Source organism: Streptomyces sp. AC627_RSS907, assembly GCF_019049165.1.
Genome location: NZ_JAGMUE010000024.1, coordinates 1 through 16,196, shown reverse-complemented (window position 1 = coordinate 16,196; position 16,196 = coordinate 1). Strand labels below are relative to the sequence as shown.

Sequence of the window (16,196 nt, the reverse complement as noted above, 5' to 3'; positions counted from 1 at the left end):
CATAGTGTTTCGGTGGTCATAGCGTAGGGGAAACGCCCGGTTACATTCCGAACCCGGAAGCTAAGCCTTACAGCGCCGATGGTACTGCAGGGGGGACCCTGTGGGAGAGTAGGACGCCGCCGAACAATTTTTGGTAGAGAGGGGAACCCCGCACCGTTATGGTGCGGGGTTTTCTGCGTTTACGGGTTTCCTGGCATTTACGAGAGGGGCGGGGCCCTTCTGGCCCCGCCCCTCACAGACGACCCGCCGCCTTGAGTTCCAGATAGGCGTCGGCCAGAGCCGGAGCCAGTTCGTCAGGGGTCGCGTCGACAACCGTCACGCCGTGCCGACGGAGTTGGTCCGCGGTGCGCCGGCGCTCCGCCTGGGCCTGTGCGGCTGCTGCGGCCTCGTAGATACCTTCCGTGTCTCCACGGGCCTCGGCCATCCGGGACATGTGCGGATCGGCCACCGATGCCAGCAGAACCGTGTGCCGCTGAGTCAGTTGTGGCAGGATGGGGAGGAGGCCGTCTTCGACGGGTGCCGCGTCGAGTGTCGTGAACAGCACGACCAGGGAGCGGCGAGGGGCCGAACGGAGAGCCGTGGCGGTGAGACCGCGCGCGTCGGTCTCCACCAGCTCCGGCTCCAGGGTCGCCATCGTGTGGACCAGGGACGGGAGCACGTCGCCTGCCGTACGGCCCTGTACGAGGGCGCGTACCCGGCGGTCGTACGCGAGGAGGTCGACGCGGTCGCCGGCGCGCGAGGCCAGAGCGGCCAGGAGCAGTGCGGCGTCCATGGAGGCGTCGAGACGGGGGGCGTCCCCCACGCGGCCGGCCGAGGTGCGGCCCGTGTCGACGACGATCAGGATGTGCCGGTCGCGCTCAGGACGCCAGGTGCGTACGGCGACGGAGGACTGGCGGGCTGTCGCACGCCAGTCGATGGACCGGGTGTCGTCGCCGGGCACGTACTCGCGCAGACTGTCGAACTCCGTGCCCTCTCCGCGGGTGAGGACGCTGGTACGACCATCGAGTTCGCGAAGGCGGGCGAGCTTGGAGGGCAGGTGCTTGCGACTGGTGAACGGAGGCAGGACGCGTACCGACCAGGGGACCTTGTGGGCACCCTGGCGGGCGAAGAGACCCAGAGGACCGTACGAGCGGATCGTGACGCGGTCCGGTCGTCGGTCGCCGCGGCGGGTGGGCCGCAGGCGTGTGGTCACGCGTCGGCGCTCGCCGGCGGGCACCGTCACGCGGTGCCGGGAGGCCGCCGACTCCGTGCCGGGCTGCCAGCTGCTGGGTGCCCAGGCATCACGGAGGTGAGCGCGCAGCGGGCGGTTGGACGGGTTGGTGACCGTCAGGGTGACGTCCGCGGTGTCGCCGAGGCGTGTGGAGGTGTCGCCGGAGCGGGTCAGGCGCAGGCGGCGGACCGGGGCGGCCAGCGCGAAGTCGCAGGCGCAGGCGGCGGCCAGCGGGGCGTTGACCGCGAGGACACCCGTCCAGCTGGGGTCCCAGATGCCGAGGGGGACCGAGCCCAGGGCCGCGAGGAGCGCGGCGCGTCCGGTGAACGCCATCAGCGGGGGACGGGGACGTGGGCGAGGATCGCGTTGATCACGGAGTCCGTGGTCACGCCCTCCATCTCGGCCTCCGGGCGGAGCTGTACGCGGTGACGGAGGGTGGGGAGGGCCAGGGCCTTCACGTCGTCGGGGGTGACATAGTCGCGGCCCGTGAGCCACGCCCACGCTCGGGACGTCGAGAGCAGTGCCGTCGCTCCGCGCGGGGAGACGCCCAAGGTGACGGACGGCGAATCGCGGGTCGCCCGGCAGATGTCGACGACATAGGCCGTGATCTCGGGCGAGAGCGTCGTCCTGGCCACCTCGGCGCGGGCGGCCTCCAGGTCGGCGGCGTTCGCCACGGGGCGCACGCCGGCGGCGCGCAGGTCGCGCGGATCAAAGCCGGAGGCGTGGCGGGTGAGGACGTCGATCTCGTCCTGGCGGGAGGGGAGGGGGACGGTGAGTTTGAGGAGGAAGCGGTCCAGCTGGGCTTCTGGGAGGGGGTACGTGCCCTCGTACTCGACCGGGTTCTGGGTGGCCGCGACCAGGAAGGGCTCGGGGAGCGGCCGGGGGGTGCCGTCGACCGTGACCTGGCGTTCCTCCATGGCCTCGAGGAGCGACGACTGGGTCTTGGGCGGCGTGCGGTTGATCTCGTCGGCGAGCAGCAGGTTGGTGAAGGCGGGACCGGGCTGGAAGGAGAACTCGGCGGTGCGGGCGTCGTAGACCAGGGAGCCGGTGACGTCGCTCGGCATCAGATCGGGGGTGAACTGGACGCGTTTGGTGTCGAGTTCCGTGGCGGCGGCGAGGGCCCGGACGAGGAGGGTCTTGGCGACTCCGGGGACGCCTTCGAGGAGAACGTGGCCGCGGCACAGGAGCGCCACGACGAGACCGGTCACGGCGGCGTCCTGGCCGACCACGGCCTTGGCGATCTCGGCGCGCAGGGCCTCCAGGGCGGCGCGGGCGTTGCCCGGGTCCCCGGTCCGCCCGGCGTTGTCAGTGGTCGGGTCCATCATGGACGGCGTACCTCTCTTTCGAGGGCGTCGAGTTGGTCGGCGAGTGCGATGAGTGCCGCGTCGTCGCCGGGCGGCGGGCCGAAGAGGAGCGTGTGCAGGGACTGTCCGTCGCCGTGGAGGTGGGCGGACAGAGCGGGGAGCAGGGCCTCGGGCGTGTGCGCCTGGGCGACGGGGACGCCTACGAGAGGGGAGAGGCGGGTGCGGGTGGCGGAGCGAAGAGCCGTGGCCGCGCGGTCGCGGGCGTTCGCCTTCCGGTAGAGGCGGGCGCGGCCTTCGACGGTTTCGGAGGCGCGGATCGCCACGGGGAGTTCTTCGTGCACCAGGGGGCCGAGCCGGCGTGCCCGCCACAGGGCCGCGAGGGCCGCGGCGATGAAGAGCTGCAGGGTGCCCCAGAGCCAGCCGGAGGGGAGCAGGTCGAAGAAGCTGCGTTCGTCGTCCGGCGCGGTGGTGTCGGACAGCGCGGGAAGGTACCAGACCAGATGGGTGCGGGAGCCGAGGATTTGGAGGGCGAGCGAGGCGTTGCCGTGCTCGTCGAGGCGGTCGTTGTAGAGGATGTCGGGCGCGCCGAGGACGACGGTGTCGCCCGGGACGGCCCCCTGGGCCTGCTCCCCCGAGGACTCGGGGACGCGCAGCAGGGTGGCCAGACGCCGGCTGGGGTAGCAGGCGTCGGCTGCGACGTGTTCGCTGCTGTAGCGGATGCCGCCCGTGTCGGCGGTGCCCGCGCGTCGGGCGGCGGGCAGGTCGCAGCCGGGGGCCAGCGTCGAGTCGAAGCTGAGCGCGGGGTCGGCGGTGACGCCGGGAACGAGTCGTTCCACCGCGGGTCCGCCGGGGGCCACGAGGACCGTACGGCCGCCGGAGCCGGTGGTCGCGGAGCGCAGCAGTGTCTGCTGGCGTCCGGTCAGGCGGTCGGGCACGGCGACCAGCAGGGTGGTGTCCGGGCCGGCCGCGGCGCGTGCTTCGTCCAGGGTGGTGACCACGCGGGTGGTCACGCTCCGGTCGGCGAGGAGTTCGGCGACGGCCCGGCTGCCGCGGGGGTCGGCGGAGCGCGGGTCGAGTGCACCGTGGCGGGCGTCGGAGCGTACGACGGCGATCGCCACGGCGCCGACGAGCAGCAGGACGAGCGCGAGCGTGACGCCCCGCGCGCGGGTCCACACCTGGCGGGCGGTGGGCGAGGCCGAGGTGGTGGGGAGCGTGGCCTCGGTGGTCATCCGGCGGCTCCCCGGTGGATGACCCGGTCCGCGCTGTCGGCGGTGCCCGCGGTCGTGCTGGTCGTCAGTCGCGGCTTGCTGCGTTCCAGGTCGTGGTCGAGTTCGGTGAGGCGTAGGTACGACTGCTCGGTGCCGGGGCGGCCGCCGTACGTGACGTCGTCGAAGTCGCGGGCCGCGGCGCGCATCCGGTCGCCGTGGGCGGGCAGGGCGCGGCCCGCTTCGACTGCCGCCTCGTCGGCGGTGCGGCCGGGGCGGATGTCGAGGAGGGCGCGTTCCTCCAGGGCGCGGACGACGGCACGCATGCGTTCCTGGACGGCCTGGGACCAGTGGCCCTGGGCGGCGTGGGCCTGTGCGGCGGCGCGGTGGTCGGCGGCGCTGCGGGGGCGGTCGTCGAACAGGGCGGGGACGGAGACCGGCCGGCGGCGCGGGGTGCCCAGGCGCCACCAGAGGGCGCCGAGCGCGGCCAGGACGGCCACGATGATGACGACCAGGCCGAACACCCCTCCGGGGGTCGCGGTGGACGCCGTGCTGAAGAGCTTGTCGACCCAGTCCCAGAAGGCGTCCAGAGCCCGCTGGAACCAGCTGGGGTCGTTCTCGTGGTACATCCGCTCGGACAGCTCGCGTCGCGCGGCCTCCCGCGCGGGGTCGCGGGGGATCGTCACCGGTGGTTCGTCGCCGGAACGCGACAGCGACCGTACGGAGGTGCTGCCGGCGCGCGACACGGGCAGTGCGGCGGTGCGTGACAGCACCTCTGTGAGAACTCCCCCCGCCGGGCTCACCGCATCAGCTCCCCGGGGTGGTGCCGGAGGCGCCGGAGCCGGGGAGACCGGCGGCGCGGGCCAGATCGAGGTCGAGGGCCTCGCGGCGGATGCGCTGGTCGATGTACAGCAGCACGGTGACGCCCGCCGTGATGGGGAAGGTGATCATGGAGCCGATCACCGAGCCGATGCCGCTGATCACGAGGAACGTCCAGCCGAGGTCCCCGCCGGCCTCGAGGAGGCCGCTGACGCCGTCGCCGTCGAGCGCCGCGGCGAGGAAGGCGAAGGGGATGACGATGATCGACGCGACGACGTTCGCGATGACCGTCGCGAGCAACTGGATGCCGAAGACCCGCCACCAGGAACCGCGGACCAGCTTCGTGGAGCGGCTCATCGCCTTCTTGATGCCCTGCTTCTCCAGCATCAGCGCGGGGGACGCCAGCGAGAAGCGGACCATGAGCCACACCGCGACGACGCCGCCCGCCATGAAGCCCAGGGCGGTCAGGGCCACGCCCGCCTCGCCGCCCGCCGTGGCCGTGACCAGGAGGCCGGGCACCATGCCGGCGGTGAGGAGGCCGGCGACGATGAGCAGCAGCAGGACGATCAGGCCGAACAGCTTCGCGACCTGGGGGCGGGCGTCCCGCCAGGCCTCCTTGATGGTCACCGGCCTGCCGAGGACGGCGCGGCTGGTGACGGTCGTGAGCAGGGCGGTGGCCAGGACGGTGCCGACCAGGGAGACCAGGAAGATGACACCCGAGTTGATCGTGGTGTCGGCCAGGGCGTCCCCGAGTTCGCTCAGGGTGGCGTCGGGATCGTCGAGGACGTCGGTGCCGGCGTTGTCCAGGACCAGGCCCTGGAGCAGCACGACGACGATCTCCGTGAGGATCGCGACGGTGAGGGAGATGCCGAGGACCGTGCGCCAGTGGGCGCGCATGGTGGAGACCGCGCCGTCGAGGATCTCGCCGACGCCGAGCGGGCGGAGCGGGATGACACCGGGCTTGGCAGCGGGCGGGGGCCCGCCCCAGCCGCCTCCCCAGCCGCCGGGCCCACCGGGGGCGCCGTAGCCGCCGCCCCAGCCGCCGGGCCCACCGGGGGCGCCGTAGCCGCCGCCCTGACCGCCGTAGCCGCCCGGGCCGCCGTAGCCGCCGCCGGGGTGGCCGGGAGGCGGGGTGCCCCAGCCCGGGGTGGGGGGTGCGGGAGGCGGGGCCTGACCGGGGCCGGTGGGCGCGGACCACTGGCCGGGGGGCGGCTGCTCCTTGGACCACTTCGTGCCGGGGCTCGTCGGTTCCGCGCCGGGCTGGTCCGCAGGCGGCGCGGGCCGGTCCTGGCCGGGGCGGTCGGCGGGCTCGGCGGGGCCGGACGCGCCGGGCTCCCGCCCGTCGGACGGGGCGGATCCGGGCGAGGCCCAGCCCGGAGTGTCGTTCATCGTCGCTCCTTCACGGTGCCTGTCCGCGGTCGCGGCGGCAGCTTGGCAGCCATCGTGCCATGGGGTGGCCGGGTGCGGACCGGGCGCGGTAGGCGCTGCGCACCTTCAATTGTCCGTCGGGAAGGGGGCAGACTGACCGCATGGCTGATCAGTACGCGCACAGTGGCGAGGACAAGCGGCCGACCGGGATACCGGCCCTTCGATGGGAGGAACCGCCTGAGGGACCGGTGCTGGTCCTGCTCGACCAGACCAGGCTGCCGGCCGAGGAGGTGGAACTCGTCTGTACGGACGCGTCCACCCTCGTGGAGGCGATCCGCTCGCTCGCCGTGCGCGGGGCGCCGCTGCTCGGCATCGCGGGTGCCTACGGTGTCGCGCTCGCCGCCGTCCGGGGCTTCGAGGTGGCGGAGGCCGCGGCCGCGCTGGCGGGCGCCCGCCCCACCGCGGTGAACCTCGCCGTCGGGGTGCGCCGGGCCCAGGCCGCGCACCAGGAGGCGCTCGCCAGGACCGGTGACACCCGGCAGGCCGCCGCGGCGGCGCTGGCCGCGGCGCGGGCCCTGCACCGGGAGGACGCCGAGGCGAGCGCCCGGATGGCGGCGCACGGACTGGCGCTGCTGGACGAGCTGCTGCCCGGCGGCGGACACCGCGTCCTCACACACTGCAACACCGGTTCGCTGGTGTCGGGCGGTGAGGGAACCGCCTTCGCGGTGGCGCTCGCGGCGCACCGGGCGGGCCGGCTGCGCCGCCTGTGGGTGGACGAAACGCGTCCTTTGCTGCAAGGTGCTCGCCTGACGGCATACGAGGCGGCCCGCAATGACATGCCGTACACCCTGCTCACCGACAACGCGGCCGGTTCGCTGTTCGCGGCGGGTGAGGTGGACGCGGTGCTGATCGGGGCGGACCGCATCGCGGCCGACGGTTCGGTGGCGAACAAGGTGGGGAGCTATCCGCTCGCGGTGCTCGCGAGGTACCACCATGTGCCGTTCATCGTGGTGGCTCCGGTTTCGACGGTCGATCCGGACACGCGGGACGGGGCGTCCATCGAGATCGAGCAGCGCCCCGGATACGAAGTGACCGAGGTCACGGCACCCCAGGTGCCGGTGACGGGAGCGGGAGGGGGAATTCCGGTGGCACCCCTGGGGACCCAGGCGTACAACCCGGCGTTCGACGTGACCCCGCCCGAGCTGGTGACGGCGATCGTCACCGAGGAGGGCGCGGTCTCACCCGTGACGACAGAGGCCCTCGCGGGGCTGTGTGCCAGGTCACGCCAGGTAACGATTAGCTAATGGGATGATGTCGTTCATGAAGGGACGAGTCCTTGTCGTCGACGACGACACCGCACTGGCCGAGATGCTCGGCATTGTGCTGCGTGGTGAGGGTTTTGAGCCATCTTTCGTAGCCGACGGCGACAAGGCGCTGGCCGCCTTCCGGGAGACCAAGCCCGATCTGGTGCTGCTCGACCTGATGCTGCCCGGACGGGACGGCATCGAGGTGTGCCGCCTGATCAGGGCGGAGTCGGGTGTGCCGATCGTGATGCTGACGGCGAAGAGTGACACCGTCGACGTCGTGGTGGGCCTGGAGTCGGGTGCCGACGACTACATCGTGAAGCCGTTCAAGCCGAAGGAACTGGTGGCCCGTATCCGGGCACGCCTGAGGAGGTCGGAGGAGCCGGCACCGGAGCAGCTCGCCATAGGCGACCTGGTCATCGACGTGGCCGGTCACTCCGTGAAGCGGGACGGGCAGTCGATCGCGCTGACGCCGCTGGAGTTCGACCTGCTGGTGGCGCTGGCCCGCAAGCCGTGGCAGGTGTTCACGCGCGAGGTGCTCCTCGAGCAGGTCTGGGGCTACCGGCACGCGGCCGACACCCGGCTGGTCAACGTGCATGTGCAGCGGCTGCGCTCCAAGGTCGAGAAGGACCCGGAGAAGCCGGAGATCGTGGTGACCGTCCGGGGCGTCGGTTACAAGGCGGGACCGAGCTGACATGAGCAGGGACAGTGCCGCTTCGGCGCCCGGCCGGTCCGGGGCCCGCGCCGGACGGCCTGTCGGCCCCCCGCCCGCGGGTTCACGTTTCAGCCGCCTGCTGGAGGGCGGACTGCTGCACGGTGGCGTGCAGGGCAGCCCGGTGCTCCGGCTGTTCATGCGCTGGGTCCGTCGACCGCTGCTGCCGGTGATGCGGCTGTGGCGGCGCAACATCCAGCTCAAGGTCGTCGTCACCACACTGCTGATGTCGCTGGGCGTGGTGCTCCTGCTCGGCTTCGTGGTGATCGGGCAGGTCCGCAACGGGCTGCTGGAGGCCAAGGTCAAGGCGTCGCAGAGCCAGGCCACCGGCGGGTTCGCGGCGGCCAAGCAGAAGGCCGAGGAGGCGGCGAGCGCCGCCGGTGACGACAGCACCCCCGCGGACGGCCGTCCCTCGCAGAACGTCATCCAGTGGATGAGTGAACTGGTGAAGTCGCTCTCCAGCGGCGGCCAGGGCGCCTTCGACGTGGTCACGCTCCCCATGGGCGGGGACAGCGGCAGCGGACGCGGCCCGCGCGCCTCCGGCCTGGTCGACTGGTCGGTCAGCGTCCCGGAGAAGCTGCGCGAGCGCATCGACGGCGGCACGGCGGCGGCCCAGAGCTACACCCGCATCGTCTACAACTCCGACCAGGAGTCCCAGCCCGGTCTGGTGATCGGCAAGCAGGTCAACGACCCGAACGGCGAGCCGTACCAGCTGTACTACCTCTTCCCGCTCACGCAGGAGGAGAAGTCCCTCAGCCTGGTCCGGGGCACGCTGGCGACGGCCGGGCTGTTCGTCGTCGTCCTCCTCGGGGCCATCGCCTGGCTCGTGGTGCGCCAGGTCGTCACACCCGTCCGGATGGCGGCGAGCATCGCGGAGCGGCTGTCCGCCGGGCGGCTGCAGGAGCGCATGAAGGTCACCGGCGAGGACGACATCGCGCGGCTCGGCGAGGCCTTCAACAAGATGGCGCAGAACCTGCAGCTGAAGATCAGCCAGCTCGAGGACCTGTCGCGGATGCAGCGGCGGTTCGTCTCGGACGTGTCACACGAACTGCGGACGCCGCTGACGACCGTGCGGATGGCCGCCGACGTCATCCATGACGCGCGCGTGGACTTCGATCCCGTGACCGCGCGGTCGGCTGAACTGCTCGCCGACCAGCTGGACCGGTTCGAGACGCTGCTCGCGGACCTGCTGGAGATCAGCCGCTTCGACGCGGGTGCCGCCGCCCTGGAGGCGGAGCCGATAGACCTCAGGGAGGTCGTACGCCGCGTCGTCAGCGGTGCCGAGCCGCTCGCCGAGCGCAAGGGCACGCGGATACGCGTCACCGGCGACCAGCAGCCCGTCGTCGCCGAGGCGGACGCCCGGCGCGTGGAGCGGGTGCTGCGCAACCTCGTCGTCAACGCCGTCGAGCACGGCGAGGGCAGGGACGTCGTCGTCAAGCTCGCCGCGGCCGGCGGCGCGGTCGCCGTCGCGGTGCGCGACTACGGCGTGGGGCTGAAGCCGGGCGAGGCCACCCGGGTCTTCAGCCGCTTCTGGCGGGCCGACCCGGCACGCGCGCGTACCACCGGCGGTACGGGGCTGGGGCTGTCGATCGCCCTGGAGGACGCGCGGCTGCACGGCGGCTGGCTGCAGGCCTGGGGTGAGCCGGGAGGCGGCTCCCAGTTCCGGCTGACCCTGCCCAGGACCGCGGACGAGCCACTGCGGGGCTCGCCGATACCGCTGGAGCCGGCGGACTCGCGGCGCCATCGCGGACTCGACGACGCCGGACCCGGCGACGCGGGCACCGCCGGCACCGGGGCGCCGCACGGCGCGGGCCGGACCGTCACCGTTCCGGCGCAGGCGACGGCCGGTCAGGCGCCCCCGGCGTCCGGCCGTGGCCCGATACCCCCGAGGTCGGCCCATGCGGTCCCGACGGCCGACCCGACGGCACTGCCCGGCAACGGCGCGCGCGTGGTGGCGCGACCGGTGTCGGGTGTCCGGGGACAGGACGGCGGCCCCGCGCCGGAGGCGGCGAGCCGCCCGGACGCCGGGCCCGACGACTCGAGCAGGCAAGGGGAGGCATCTCGTGGGCGCTGACCGGGAGGGGAGCGGTCGGCGCGGGCCGGCACGCGTGGGGACGTACGTCGTCTGCGGCGTCGTACTGCTGGCGGGGTGTGCTTCCATGCCCGACGGCGGGGACCTGCGGGGCGTGGAGTCCACGCCGCGGCAGGACCCGCAGGTGCGGGTGTTCGCGATGCCGCCGCAGGAGGACGACCCGCCCACCGACATCGTGCAGGGCTTTCTGGAGGCGCTGACCAGCGACGAGCCCCACTACGAGACGGCGCGCAAGTACCTGACCGGTGACGCCGCGAAGAACTGGCGGCCGGGGCAGTCCACGACGGTGCTCGCGGGCGGGGCGGGTACCGAGACCGACCACTCGGGAAGCCGCGAGGAGGCCAACGACTACTCGGTCACCCTGACCGGCACGCGGGTGGGGACGGTGGACGCACAGCAGTCCTACTCCCCGGCCGACGGACCCTACCGCGAGTCGGTGCACCTGACCCGGGACGGCAAGAGCGGCCAGTGGCGCATCGACGTGCTGCCGCAGGGCGTCGTGATGGGCAAGTCGGACTTCCAGCGCAACTACATGTCGGTCAACCGGTACTACTTCGCGTCGAACACCGCGGTGAAGGCCGCGGCAGGCACGAGCCCGCGGCCGGCGGCCGTCGCCGACCCGGTCTACGTGCGCCGGCGGGTGGATCCCATGACCCAGGTGGTGCGTTCCCTGGTCAGCGGGCCGACGAGCCTGCTCGGACCCGTGGTGAGGACGAGCTTCCCGCCCGGCACGGCGCTGGAGAAGAACGCCGGCTCGCTGACGCCCGACGAGCGCAACAGGCTGACCGTGCCGTTGAACGACAAGGCGGCCGGGGCCGACGCGGAGCAGTGCGACGAGATGGCCGCGCAGCTCCTCTTCACGCTGCAGAACCTGACGCAGGCGGTGGACGAGGTCGAGCTGCGATCGGACGGCGAGCAACTGTGCTCGCTGACCGAGGACCGGGCCGGGACGGTCGCGACGCGCGGCTCGGCCCAGCGGCCCGACCACCTGTACTTCGTCGACGACGAGCACCACGTGGTGCGGATCGCGGCGGGCAGCAACGGCACCCGGCCGGAGCCGGTCCCCGGAGCGTTCGGCGACGCGACGGCGCTGCGGTCGGTGGCGGTGTCGCGGGACGAGCGCAGCGCGGCCGGGATCGGTATCGACGGCAAGTCGCTGTACGTCGGTTCGCTCGTGTCGGGCGGGTCGCTCGGCGACCCCGTGCTGGTGAGCCAGGGCACGACGGAGGAGAACCGGCTGACACCGCCCAGCTGGGATGCGCAGGGCGACCTGTGGATCGCCGACCGCGACCCGGACGATCCCCGGTTGCTGCTGCTGAAGGAAGGTGCGGGCGAGCCGGTGGAGGTGCGGACCCCCGGGCTCGACGGGCGGATCCGGGCCGTACGGGTGGCAGCCGACGGCGTGCGGATCGCGCTCACCGTGGAGAAGGACGGCAAGCGCTCGCTGCTCATCGGACGGATCGAACGGGACGACAGGGCCGGCGGGGCACCGGCCGTCACCGTCCGCGGCCTGCGCTCCGCGACCCCCGGACTGGAGGAGGTCACGGCCATGTCCTGGGCCGGTGACAGCCGGCTCGTGGTCGTCGGGCGTGAGCGCGGGGGCGTTCAGCAGATCGGGTACGTCCAGGTCGACGGCTCCGCGCCGGAGGCGTCGGTGCCGGCGGCCCTGACCGGGGTGAAGGAGATCGCCGCGACCGAGGACGAGCAGCTGCCGCTGGTGGCGTACTCGGAGGACCTGATCGTCCGGCTGCCGTCCGGGTTGCAGTGGCAGAAGGTGACCGAGGGAACGGCGCCGGTCTATCCGGGCTGAGGCCTTACGGTCTCCGGCTGCCGGCTGCCGGCTGCCGACAGCCGACAGCCGACAGCCGACAGCCGACAGCCGACAGCCGACAGCCGGCAGCCGACTGCCGGCTCGCGGCCTCCGGCCTCCGGCACGTCCGGTGTGCCCCGCCTTTCCCCACGCGGACGTTCACCCGTGTGGGGGGGCACGCGGCGTCCGTTGCCCGAAGTTTTCCCCAGGGAGCTCCTCCAGGGTTTTCCACAGGCCTGGCCGGGCCGTGCGGACGTCGGCACAGTGGTGGCCATGCGGGGATGGTGGCGGGACCTGAGCGACCTGGTACTGCCGGGCGAGTGCGGAGGCTGCGGCAGGGCACGCACGGTGCTGTGCCCTCGGTGCCGTACGGCGCTGAGCGGGGCCGCGCCGCGCCGGGTGCGGCCGGTGCCGGAGCCGCCCGGGCTGCCGGTGGTGCACGCGGCCGCCCGGTACGCCGACGAGGTGCGGGCCGTGCTGCTGGCCCACAAGGAGCGGGGCGTACTGGCCCTCGCGGCACCGCTCGGTGCGGCGCTGGCGGGGGCGGTGCGGGCAGGGCTCCGGGAGGCGCGGACGGGCACGGGAGACGCGGGGACGGCACCCGTGTGGGGGAGGACGGCGCTGCTCGTGCCCGTGCCGTCCGCGCGCGGGGCGGTGCGGACGCGGGGGCACGACCCGGCGCGGCGGATCGCCCTCGCGGCCGCGGGTGAGCTGCGGCGGACCGGGACGCCCGCCCGGGTGCTCGCCGTGCTGCGGCAACGGCACCCCGTGGCCGATCAGTCGGGGCTGGGCGCCCGGGAGCGGCTGGACAATCTCGCCGGTGCGCTGACAGTGGTCTCCGGAGGTGACCGGCTGCTGGGTGGTGGTGGGCCGGTCGTCCTCGTCGACGACCTCATGACGACGGGGGCGTCGCTGACGGAGGCCGCGCGTGCGGTACGGGCCGCCGCCTACGGGACGGTGAGATCGGCTGTGTATCCGGCGGCGGCGGGGGAAGGCAGAGAGGAACGGAGGACCGGGCCCCGAATGGCGGGCCCGAACGGAGGCGGTGATGTGATCCGCGAAGTGATCTGCGCGGCAGTGGTCGCCTCGACACCTGATTCCTTCGAAATGAACCGGAACTGACTGAGCTCCGGCGTCGTTGCAGGTAATGAGAGAGCCAATTCACCGGAACGGAGGTACGCGGCGGTAGAGGGTGACGACATCCGTCCGGGCGAGATATGTTCGGTTGTGAGGCAAAGCCGCAGGCCACACCTCTCGAATCCGAATGCCGTGCTGTGGGTTTCACCGTCATCACCCGCACTGGTGGAGTGGAGATCTCGTTCGCGGGGGAGGAGGTGGAAGTCACCGAGTCCGAGGTTCCGGGAGAACCGGAACCTGGTGCAAAAGGGAGATGCTCCGCCTCGAAGCGGAGCGATCCGGGAACGGAGTTCTGCGTGGACATCGTCGTCAAGGGCCGCAAGACCGAGGTGCCCGAGCGGTTCCGGAAGCACGTGGCCGAGAAGCTGAAGCTGGAGAAGATCCAGAAGCTCGATGGCAAGGTGATCAGCCTCGACGTCGAGGTGTCCAAGGAGCCGAACCCCCGGCAGGCCGACCGCTGTGACCGAGTGGAGATCACGCTCCGCTCCCGCGGTCCGGTGATCCGGGCGGAGGCAGCGGCGAGCGATCCGTACGCGGCGCTCGACCTGGCAGCGGAGAAGCTCGGTGCCCGGCTGCGCAAGCAGCACGACAAGCGTTTCTCGCGCCGCGGCGCGCGCCGGATCACGGCCGCCGAGGTCGCCGACCACGTCCCCGGCGCGGCCACGCTCAACGGGAACGGCGACGTCGTCCCGCAGGAGAAGCAGGACGACGTACCCACCAAGAAGATCGGCTCGCTGGAGGTCCAGGGCGACGGCCCGCTCGTCGTCCGGGAGAAGACCCATGTGGCCGCACCGATGTCCCTCGACCAGGCGCTCTACGAGATGGAGCTGGTCGGGCACGACTTCTATCTGTTCGTCGACTCCGAGACCAAGGAGCCCAGCGTCGTCTACCGGCGGCACGCCTACGACTACGGCGTGATCCACCTCACCACGGACACGATGGTCACCCAGGCGCACGCTCCCGAGGCGGGCGATGCGCTCGGCGGCTGACCAAGCCGGGTGACAGCGGACCGGTGCCCCTGGAGCGCGTGTGCGCCCCCAGGGGCACCGGTGTGCGACGGTGCGCGAGGGTGTGCGACCCCTTCGTGGCCCGCTTGGCGACCCGGTGTCGGCCGGGCATGGAATCATGGCCGCAACGGCCCAACCGGTGGGTCGTTGCTCTGGGTTGGCGATGGCTCAGGACCTCGGGCCACAGCCTTCAGGGGGAGGAACGATGGCGGACAGTTTCGGACCGATGCGGGGCGGACACGTCGGCGGCGGGATCGACGACGGTGTCGCCGGCATGGGCCCGGACGCCGGCTCGGGGCGCGAGGAGCCGATCAGGGTCCTGGTCGTGGACGATCACGCCCTGTTCCGCCGCGGCTTGGAGATCGTGCTCGCGGCCGAGGAGGACATCCAGGTCGTCGGGGAGGCCGGTGACGGCGCCGAGGCCGTGGAGAAGGCCGCCGACCTGCTGCCCGACATCGTCCTGATGGACGTGCGGATGCCCAAGCGGGGCGGGATCGAGGCGTGCACCTCCATCAAGGAGGTGGCCCCCAGCGCGAAGATCATCATGCTGACGATCAGCGACGAGGAGGCCGACCTCTACGACGCGATCAAGGCGGGCGCGACCGGATATCTCCTCAAGGAGATTTCGACGGACGAGGTGGCCACCGCCATTCGCGCGGTGGCCGACGGACAGTCGCAGATCAGTCCGTCGATGGCGTCGAAACTGCTCACCGAGTTCAAGTCGATGATCCAGCGGACCGACGAACGCCGGCTTGTGCCCGCGCCGCGCCTCACGGATCGCGAGCTGGAGGTCCTCAAACTCGTCGCCACGGGAATGAACAACCGGGACATCGCCAAGGAACTCTTCATTTCCGAGAACACCGTGAAGAACCACGTGCGCAACATCCTGGAGAAGCTGCAGCTGCACTCCCGGATGGAGGCCGTGGTGTACGCGATGCGGGAGAAGATCCTCGAGATCCGCTGACGGCCCGCCGGCAGACGCCCGCCGGCCGACGCCCGCCGACCGACGCCGGCCGGCCGACGCGGCTCAGGTGAGCAGGCGGGCCAGCTCCTTCGTGAGGGGCTCGCGGAGGTCCGGAGCGTCGACCCGTTCCACGCGCACATCCGTGCAGTCCACCCAGCTCGCCGCCTCGACCAGCGCCTGGGCCACCGCCGGGGCCGCCTTGGGGCCGTCCAGGGTGACCTGCTTGGCGACCAGGGTGCGCCCCTCGCGCGCCGGGTCCACCCGCCCGACGAGCCGGCCGCCGGCGAGGACCGGCATCGCGAAGTAGCCGTGCACCCGCTTCTGCTTGGGCACGTAGGCCTCGAGGCGGTGGGTGAAGCCGAAGATCCGTTCCGTGCGCGCCCGCTCCCAGACCAGGGAGTCGAAGGGCGACAGCAGCGTCGTGCGGTGACGGCCGCGCGGTGGTGTCTCCAGCGCCGCCGGATCCGCCCAGGCCGGTCGTCCCCAGCCCTCCACCGTGACCGGGACCAGACCCGAGTCGGCGATCACGGCGTCGACCTGCTCGCCCCTGAGGCGGTGGTAGTCCGCGATGTCCGCACGCGTGCCGACACCGAGGGACCGGCCCGCCAGGCGGACCAGACGGCGCAGGCACTCGGTGTCGTCCAGCTCGTCGTGCAGCAGCGTGGCCGGGATCGCGCGCTCGGCCAGGTCGTACACCCGCTTCCAGCCGCGGCGCTCGACGCAGACCACCTCGCCGTACATGAGGGCCCGCTCGACGGCGACCTTCGTGCCGGACCAGTCCCACCACTCGCTGGTCTTCTTCGCGCCGCCCAGGTCCGTCGCGGTGAGGGGGCCCTCGGCGCGGAGCTGCTTGATCACCTGGTCGTAGGTGCCGTCGGGCAGGTGGTGGTTCCAGTGCGGGCGGTTGCGGTAGGCGCGGCGGCGGAAGGCGAAGTGGGGCCACTCCTCGATGGGGAGGATGCAGGCGGCGTGGGACCAGTACTCGAAGGCGTGCGTGTCCTTCCAGTAGGCGGCTTCGACGGTTCCGCGGCCCACCGCGCCCAGGCGGGCGTACGGGATGAGTTCGTGCGAGCGGGCGAGGACCGAGATGGTGTCGAGTTGCACCGCGCCCAGGTGACGGAGGACGCCGCGGACGCCTGCGCGGCGGTCGGGGGCGCCGAGGAGGCCCTGTGCGCGGAGGGCGAGGCGGCGGGCCTCGTCTGCGGACAGGTCCGTGGCGGGGGGCGGGAGGGTCGTCATGCGTCCGCACGATAGGGGGTGGGTC

At 72.6% G+C, this 16,196-nt stretch carries 13 protein-coding genes and 1 rRNA gene; 8 read left to right on the top strand and 6 right to left on the bottom strand.

Translation table 11 applies throughout. The features are described 5' to 3' along the window. Window positions 1–8 precede the first annotated feature (8 nt). Window positions 9–125 (top strand): 5S ribosomal RNA (gene rrf / locus KUM32_RS07000). 107 nt (window positions 126–232) lie between these two features. Here rrf and KUM32_RS06995 read toward each other — a convergent pair. From KUM32_RS06995 to KUM32_RS06975, 5 genes are read right to left on the bottom strand one after another with little or no spacing between them, the layout of a single operon-like run. Continuing rightward, the gene (locus KUM32_RS06995; RefSeq protein WP_217140921.1) at window positions 233–1,543 is read right to left on the bottom strand and encodes a DUF58 domain-containing protein; all 1,311 of its coding nucleotides are present in this window, start codon (window positions 1,541–1,543) and stop codon (window positions 233–235) included. Next, complete coding sequence (locus KUM32_RS06990) at window positions 1,543–2,532, bottom strand: MoxR family ATPase (RefSeq protein WP_217140922.1); 990 nt, start codon at window positions 2,530–2,532, stop codon at window positions 1,543–1,545. The genes KUM32_RS06995 and KUM32_RS06990 overlap by 1 nt, the downstream gene beginning before the upstream one ends. Beyond that, window positions 2,532–3,743 (bottom strand): DUF4350 domain-containing protein, encoded by a 1,212-nt coding sequence (locus KUM32_RS06985; RefSeq protein WP_217140920.1) that lies wholly within the window; start codon window positions 3,741–3,743, stop codon window positions 2,532–2,534. The genes KUM32_RS06990 and KUM32_RS06985 overlap by 1 nt, the downstream gene beginning before the upstream one ends. Next, window positions 3,740–4,522, bottom strand: a complete 783-nt coding sequence (locus KUM32_RS06980; protein ID WP_217140919.1) for a DUF4129 domain-containing protein — start codon at window positions 4,520–4,522, stop codon at window positions 3,740–3,742. Before KUM32_RS06980 ends, KUM32_RS06985 begins: the two co-directional genes overlap by 4 nt. A 4-nt stretch (window positions 4,523–4,526) precedes the next feature. Then, entirely contained in the window at window positions 4,527–5,927 is a 1,401-nt protein-coding gene (locus KUM32_RS06975; RefSeq protein WP_217140918.1) for a glycerophosphoryl diester phosphodiesterase membrane domain-containing protein, read from the bottom strand. A 140-nt stretch (window positions 5,928–6,067) separates the two neighbouring features. Between KUM32_RS06975 and mtnA the strand changes: the two genes are divergently transcribed. From mtnA to KUM32_RS06940, 7 genes are all read left to right on the top strand, one after another. Further along, window positions 6,068–7,210 (top strand): S-methyl-5-thioribose-1-phosphate isomerase, encoded by a 1,143-nt coding sequence (mtnA, locus tag KUM32_RS06970; protein WP_217140917.1) that lies wholly within the window; start codon window positions 6,068–6,070, stop codon window positions 7,208–7,210. A 4-nt stretch (window positions 7,211–7,214) separates the two neighbouring features. Continuing rightward, window positions 7,215–7,904: a two-component system response regulator MtrA gene (gene mtrA / locus KUM32_RS06965; RefSeq protein ID WP_003975799.1), complete on the top strand. Its 690-nt coding sequence runs from the start codon at window positions 7,215–7,217 to the stop codon at window positions 7,902–7,904. A gap of 1 nt (window position 7,905) precedes the next feature. Beyond that, entirely contained in the window at window positions 7,906–9,996 is a 2,091-nt protein-coding gene (gene mtrB / locus KUM32_RS06960; protein ID WP_217140916.1) for an MtrAB system histidine kinase MtrB, read from the top strand. Further along, complete coding sequence (locus KUM32_RS06955) at window positions 9,986–11,824, top strand: LpqB family beta-propeller domain-containing protein (RefSeq protein WP_217140915.1); 1,839 nt, start codon at window positions 9,986–9,988, stop codon at window positions 11,822–11,824. The genes mtrB and KUM32_RS06955 overlap by 11 nt, the downstream gene beginning before the upstream one ends. A 273-nt stretch (window positions 11,825–12,097) precedes the next feature. Continuing rightward, window positions 12,098–12,946, top strand: a complete 849-nt coding sequence (locus tag KUM32_RS06950) for a ComF family protein (RefSeq protein WP_217140914.1) — start codon at window positions 12,098–12,100, stop codon at window positions 12,944–12,946. A gap of 311 nt (window positions 12,947–13,257) precedes the next feature. Next, the gene (gene hpf, locus KUM32_RS06945) at window positions 13,258–13,950 is read left to right on the top strand and encodes a ribosome hibernation-promoting factor, HPF/YfiA family (RefSeq protein WP_217140913.1); all 693 of its coding nucleotides are present in this window, start codon (window positions 13,258–13,260) and stop codon (window positions 13,948–13,950) included. Window positions 13,951–14,173: 223 nt separating this feature from the next. Then, window positions 14,174–14,932, top strand: coding sequence for a response regulator transcription factor (locus KUM32_RS06940; protein WP_217140912.1), 759 nt, complete (start codon window positions 14,174–14,176; stop codon window positions 14,930–14,932). 63 nt (window positions 14,933–14,995) lie between these two features. On the opposite strand, the gene KUM32_RS06935 is transcribed toward KUM32_RS06940, so the two are convergent. Beyond that, entirely contained in the window at window positions 14,996–16,171 is a 1,176-nt protein-coding gene (locus KUM32_RS06935) for a winged helix-turn-helix domain-containing protein (protein WP_217140911.1), read from the bottom strand. Window positions 16,172–16,196: the final 25 nt, after the last annotated feature.

What these genes read in the sequence shown, in the direction of transcription:
- KUM32_RS06995 (WP_217140921.1), bottom strand. Translation starts at nt 1,543, where the DNA reads ATGGCGTTCACCGGACGCGCCGCGCTCCTCGCGGCCCTGGGCTCGGTC.
- KUM32_RS06990 (WP_217140922.1), bottom strand. Translation starts at nt 2,532, where the DNA reads ATGGACCCGACCACTGACAACGCCGGGCGGACCGGGGACCCGGGCAAC.
- KUM32_RS06985 (WP_217140920.1), bottom strand. Translation starts at nt 3,743, where the DNA reads ATGACCACCGAGGCCACGCTCCCCACCACCTCGGCCTCGCCCACCGCC.
- KUM32_RS06975 (WP_217140918.1), bottom strand. Translation starts at nt 5,927, where the DNA reads ATGAACGACACTCCGGGCTGGGCCTCGCCCGGATCCGCCCCGTCCGAC.
- mtnA (WP_217140917.1), top strand. Translation starts at nt 6,068, where the DNA reads ATGGCTGATCAGTACGCGCACAGTGGCGAGGACAAGCGGCCGACCGGG.
- mtrA (WP_003975799.1), top strand. Translation starts at nt 7,215, where the DNA reads ATGATGTCGTTCATGAAGGGACGAGTCCTTGTCGTCGACGACGACACC.
- mtrB (WP_217140916.1), top strand. Translation starts at nt 7,906, where the DNA reads ATGAGCAGGGACAGTGCCGCTTCGGCGCCCGGCCGGTCCGGGGCCCGC.
- KUM32_RS06950 (WP_217140914.1), top strand. Translation starts at nt 12,098, where the DNA reads ATGCGGGGATGGTGGCGGGACCTGAGCGACCTGGTACTGCCGGGCGAG.
- KUM32_RS06940 (WP_217140912.1), top strand. Translation starts at nt 14,174, where the DNA reads ATGGCGGACAGTTTCGGACCGATGCGGGGCGGACACGTCGGCGGCGGG.
- KUM32_RS06935 (WP_217140911.1), bottom strand. Translation starts at nt 16,171, where the DNA reads ATGACGACCCTCCCGCCCCCCGCCACGGACCTGTCCGCAGACGAGGCC.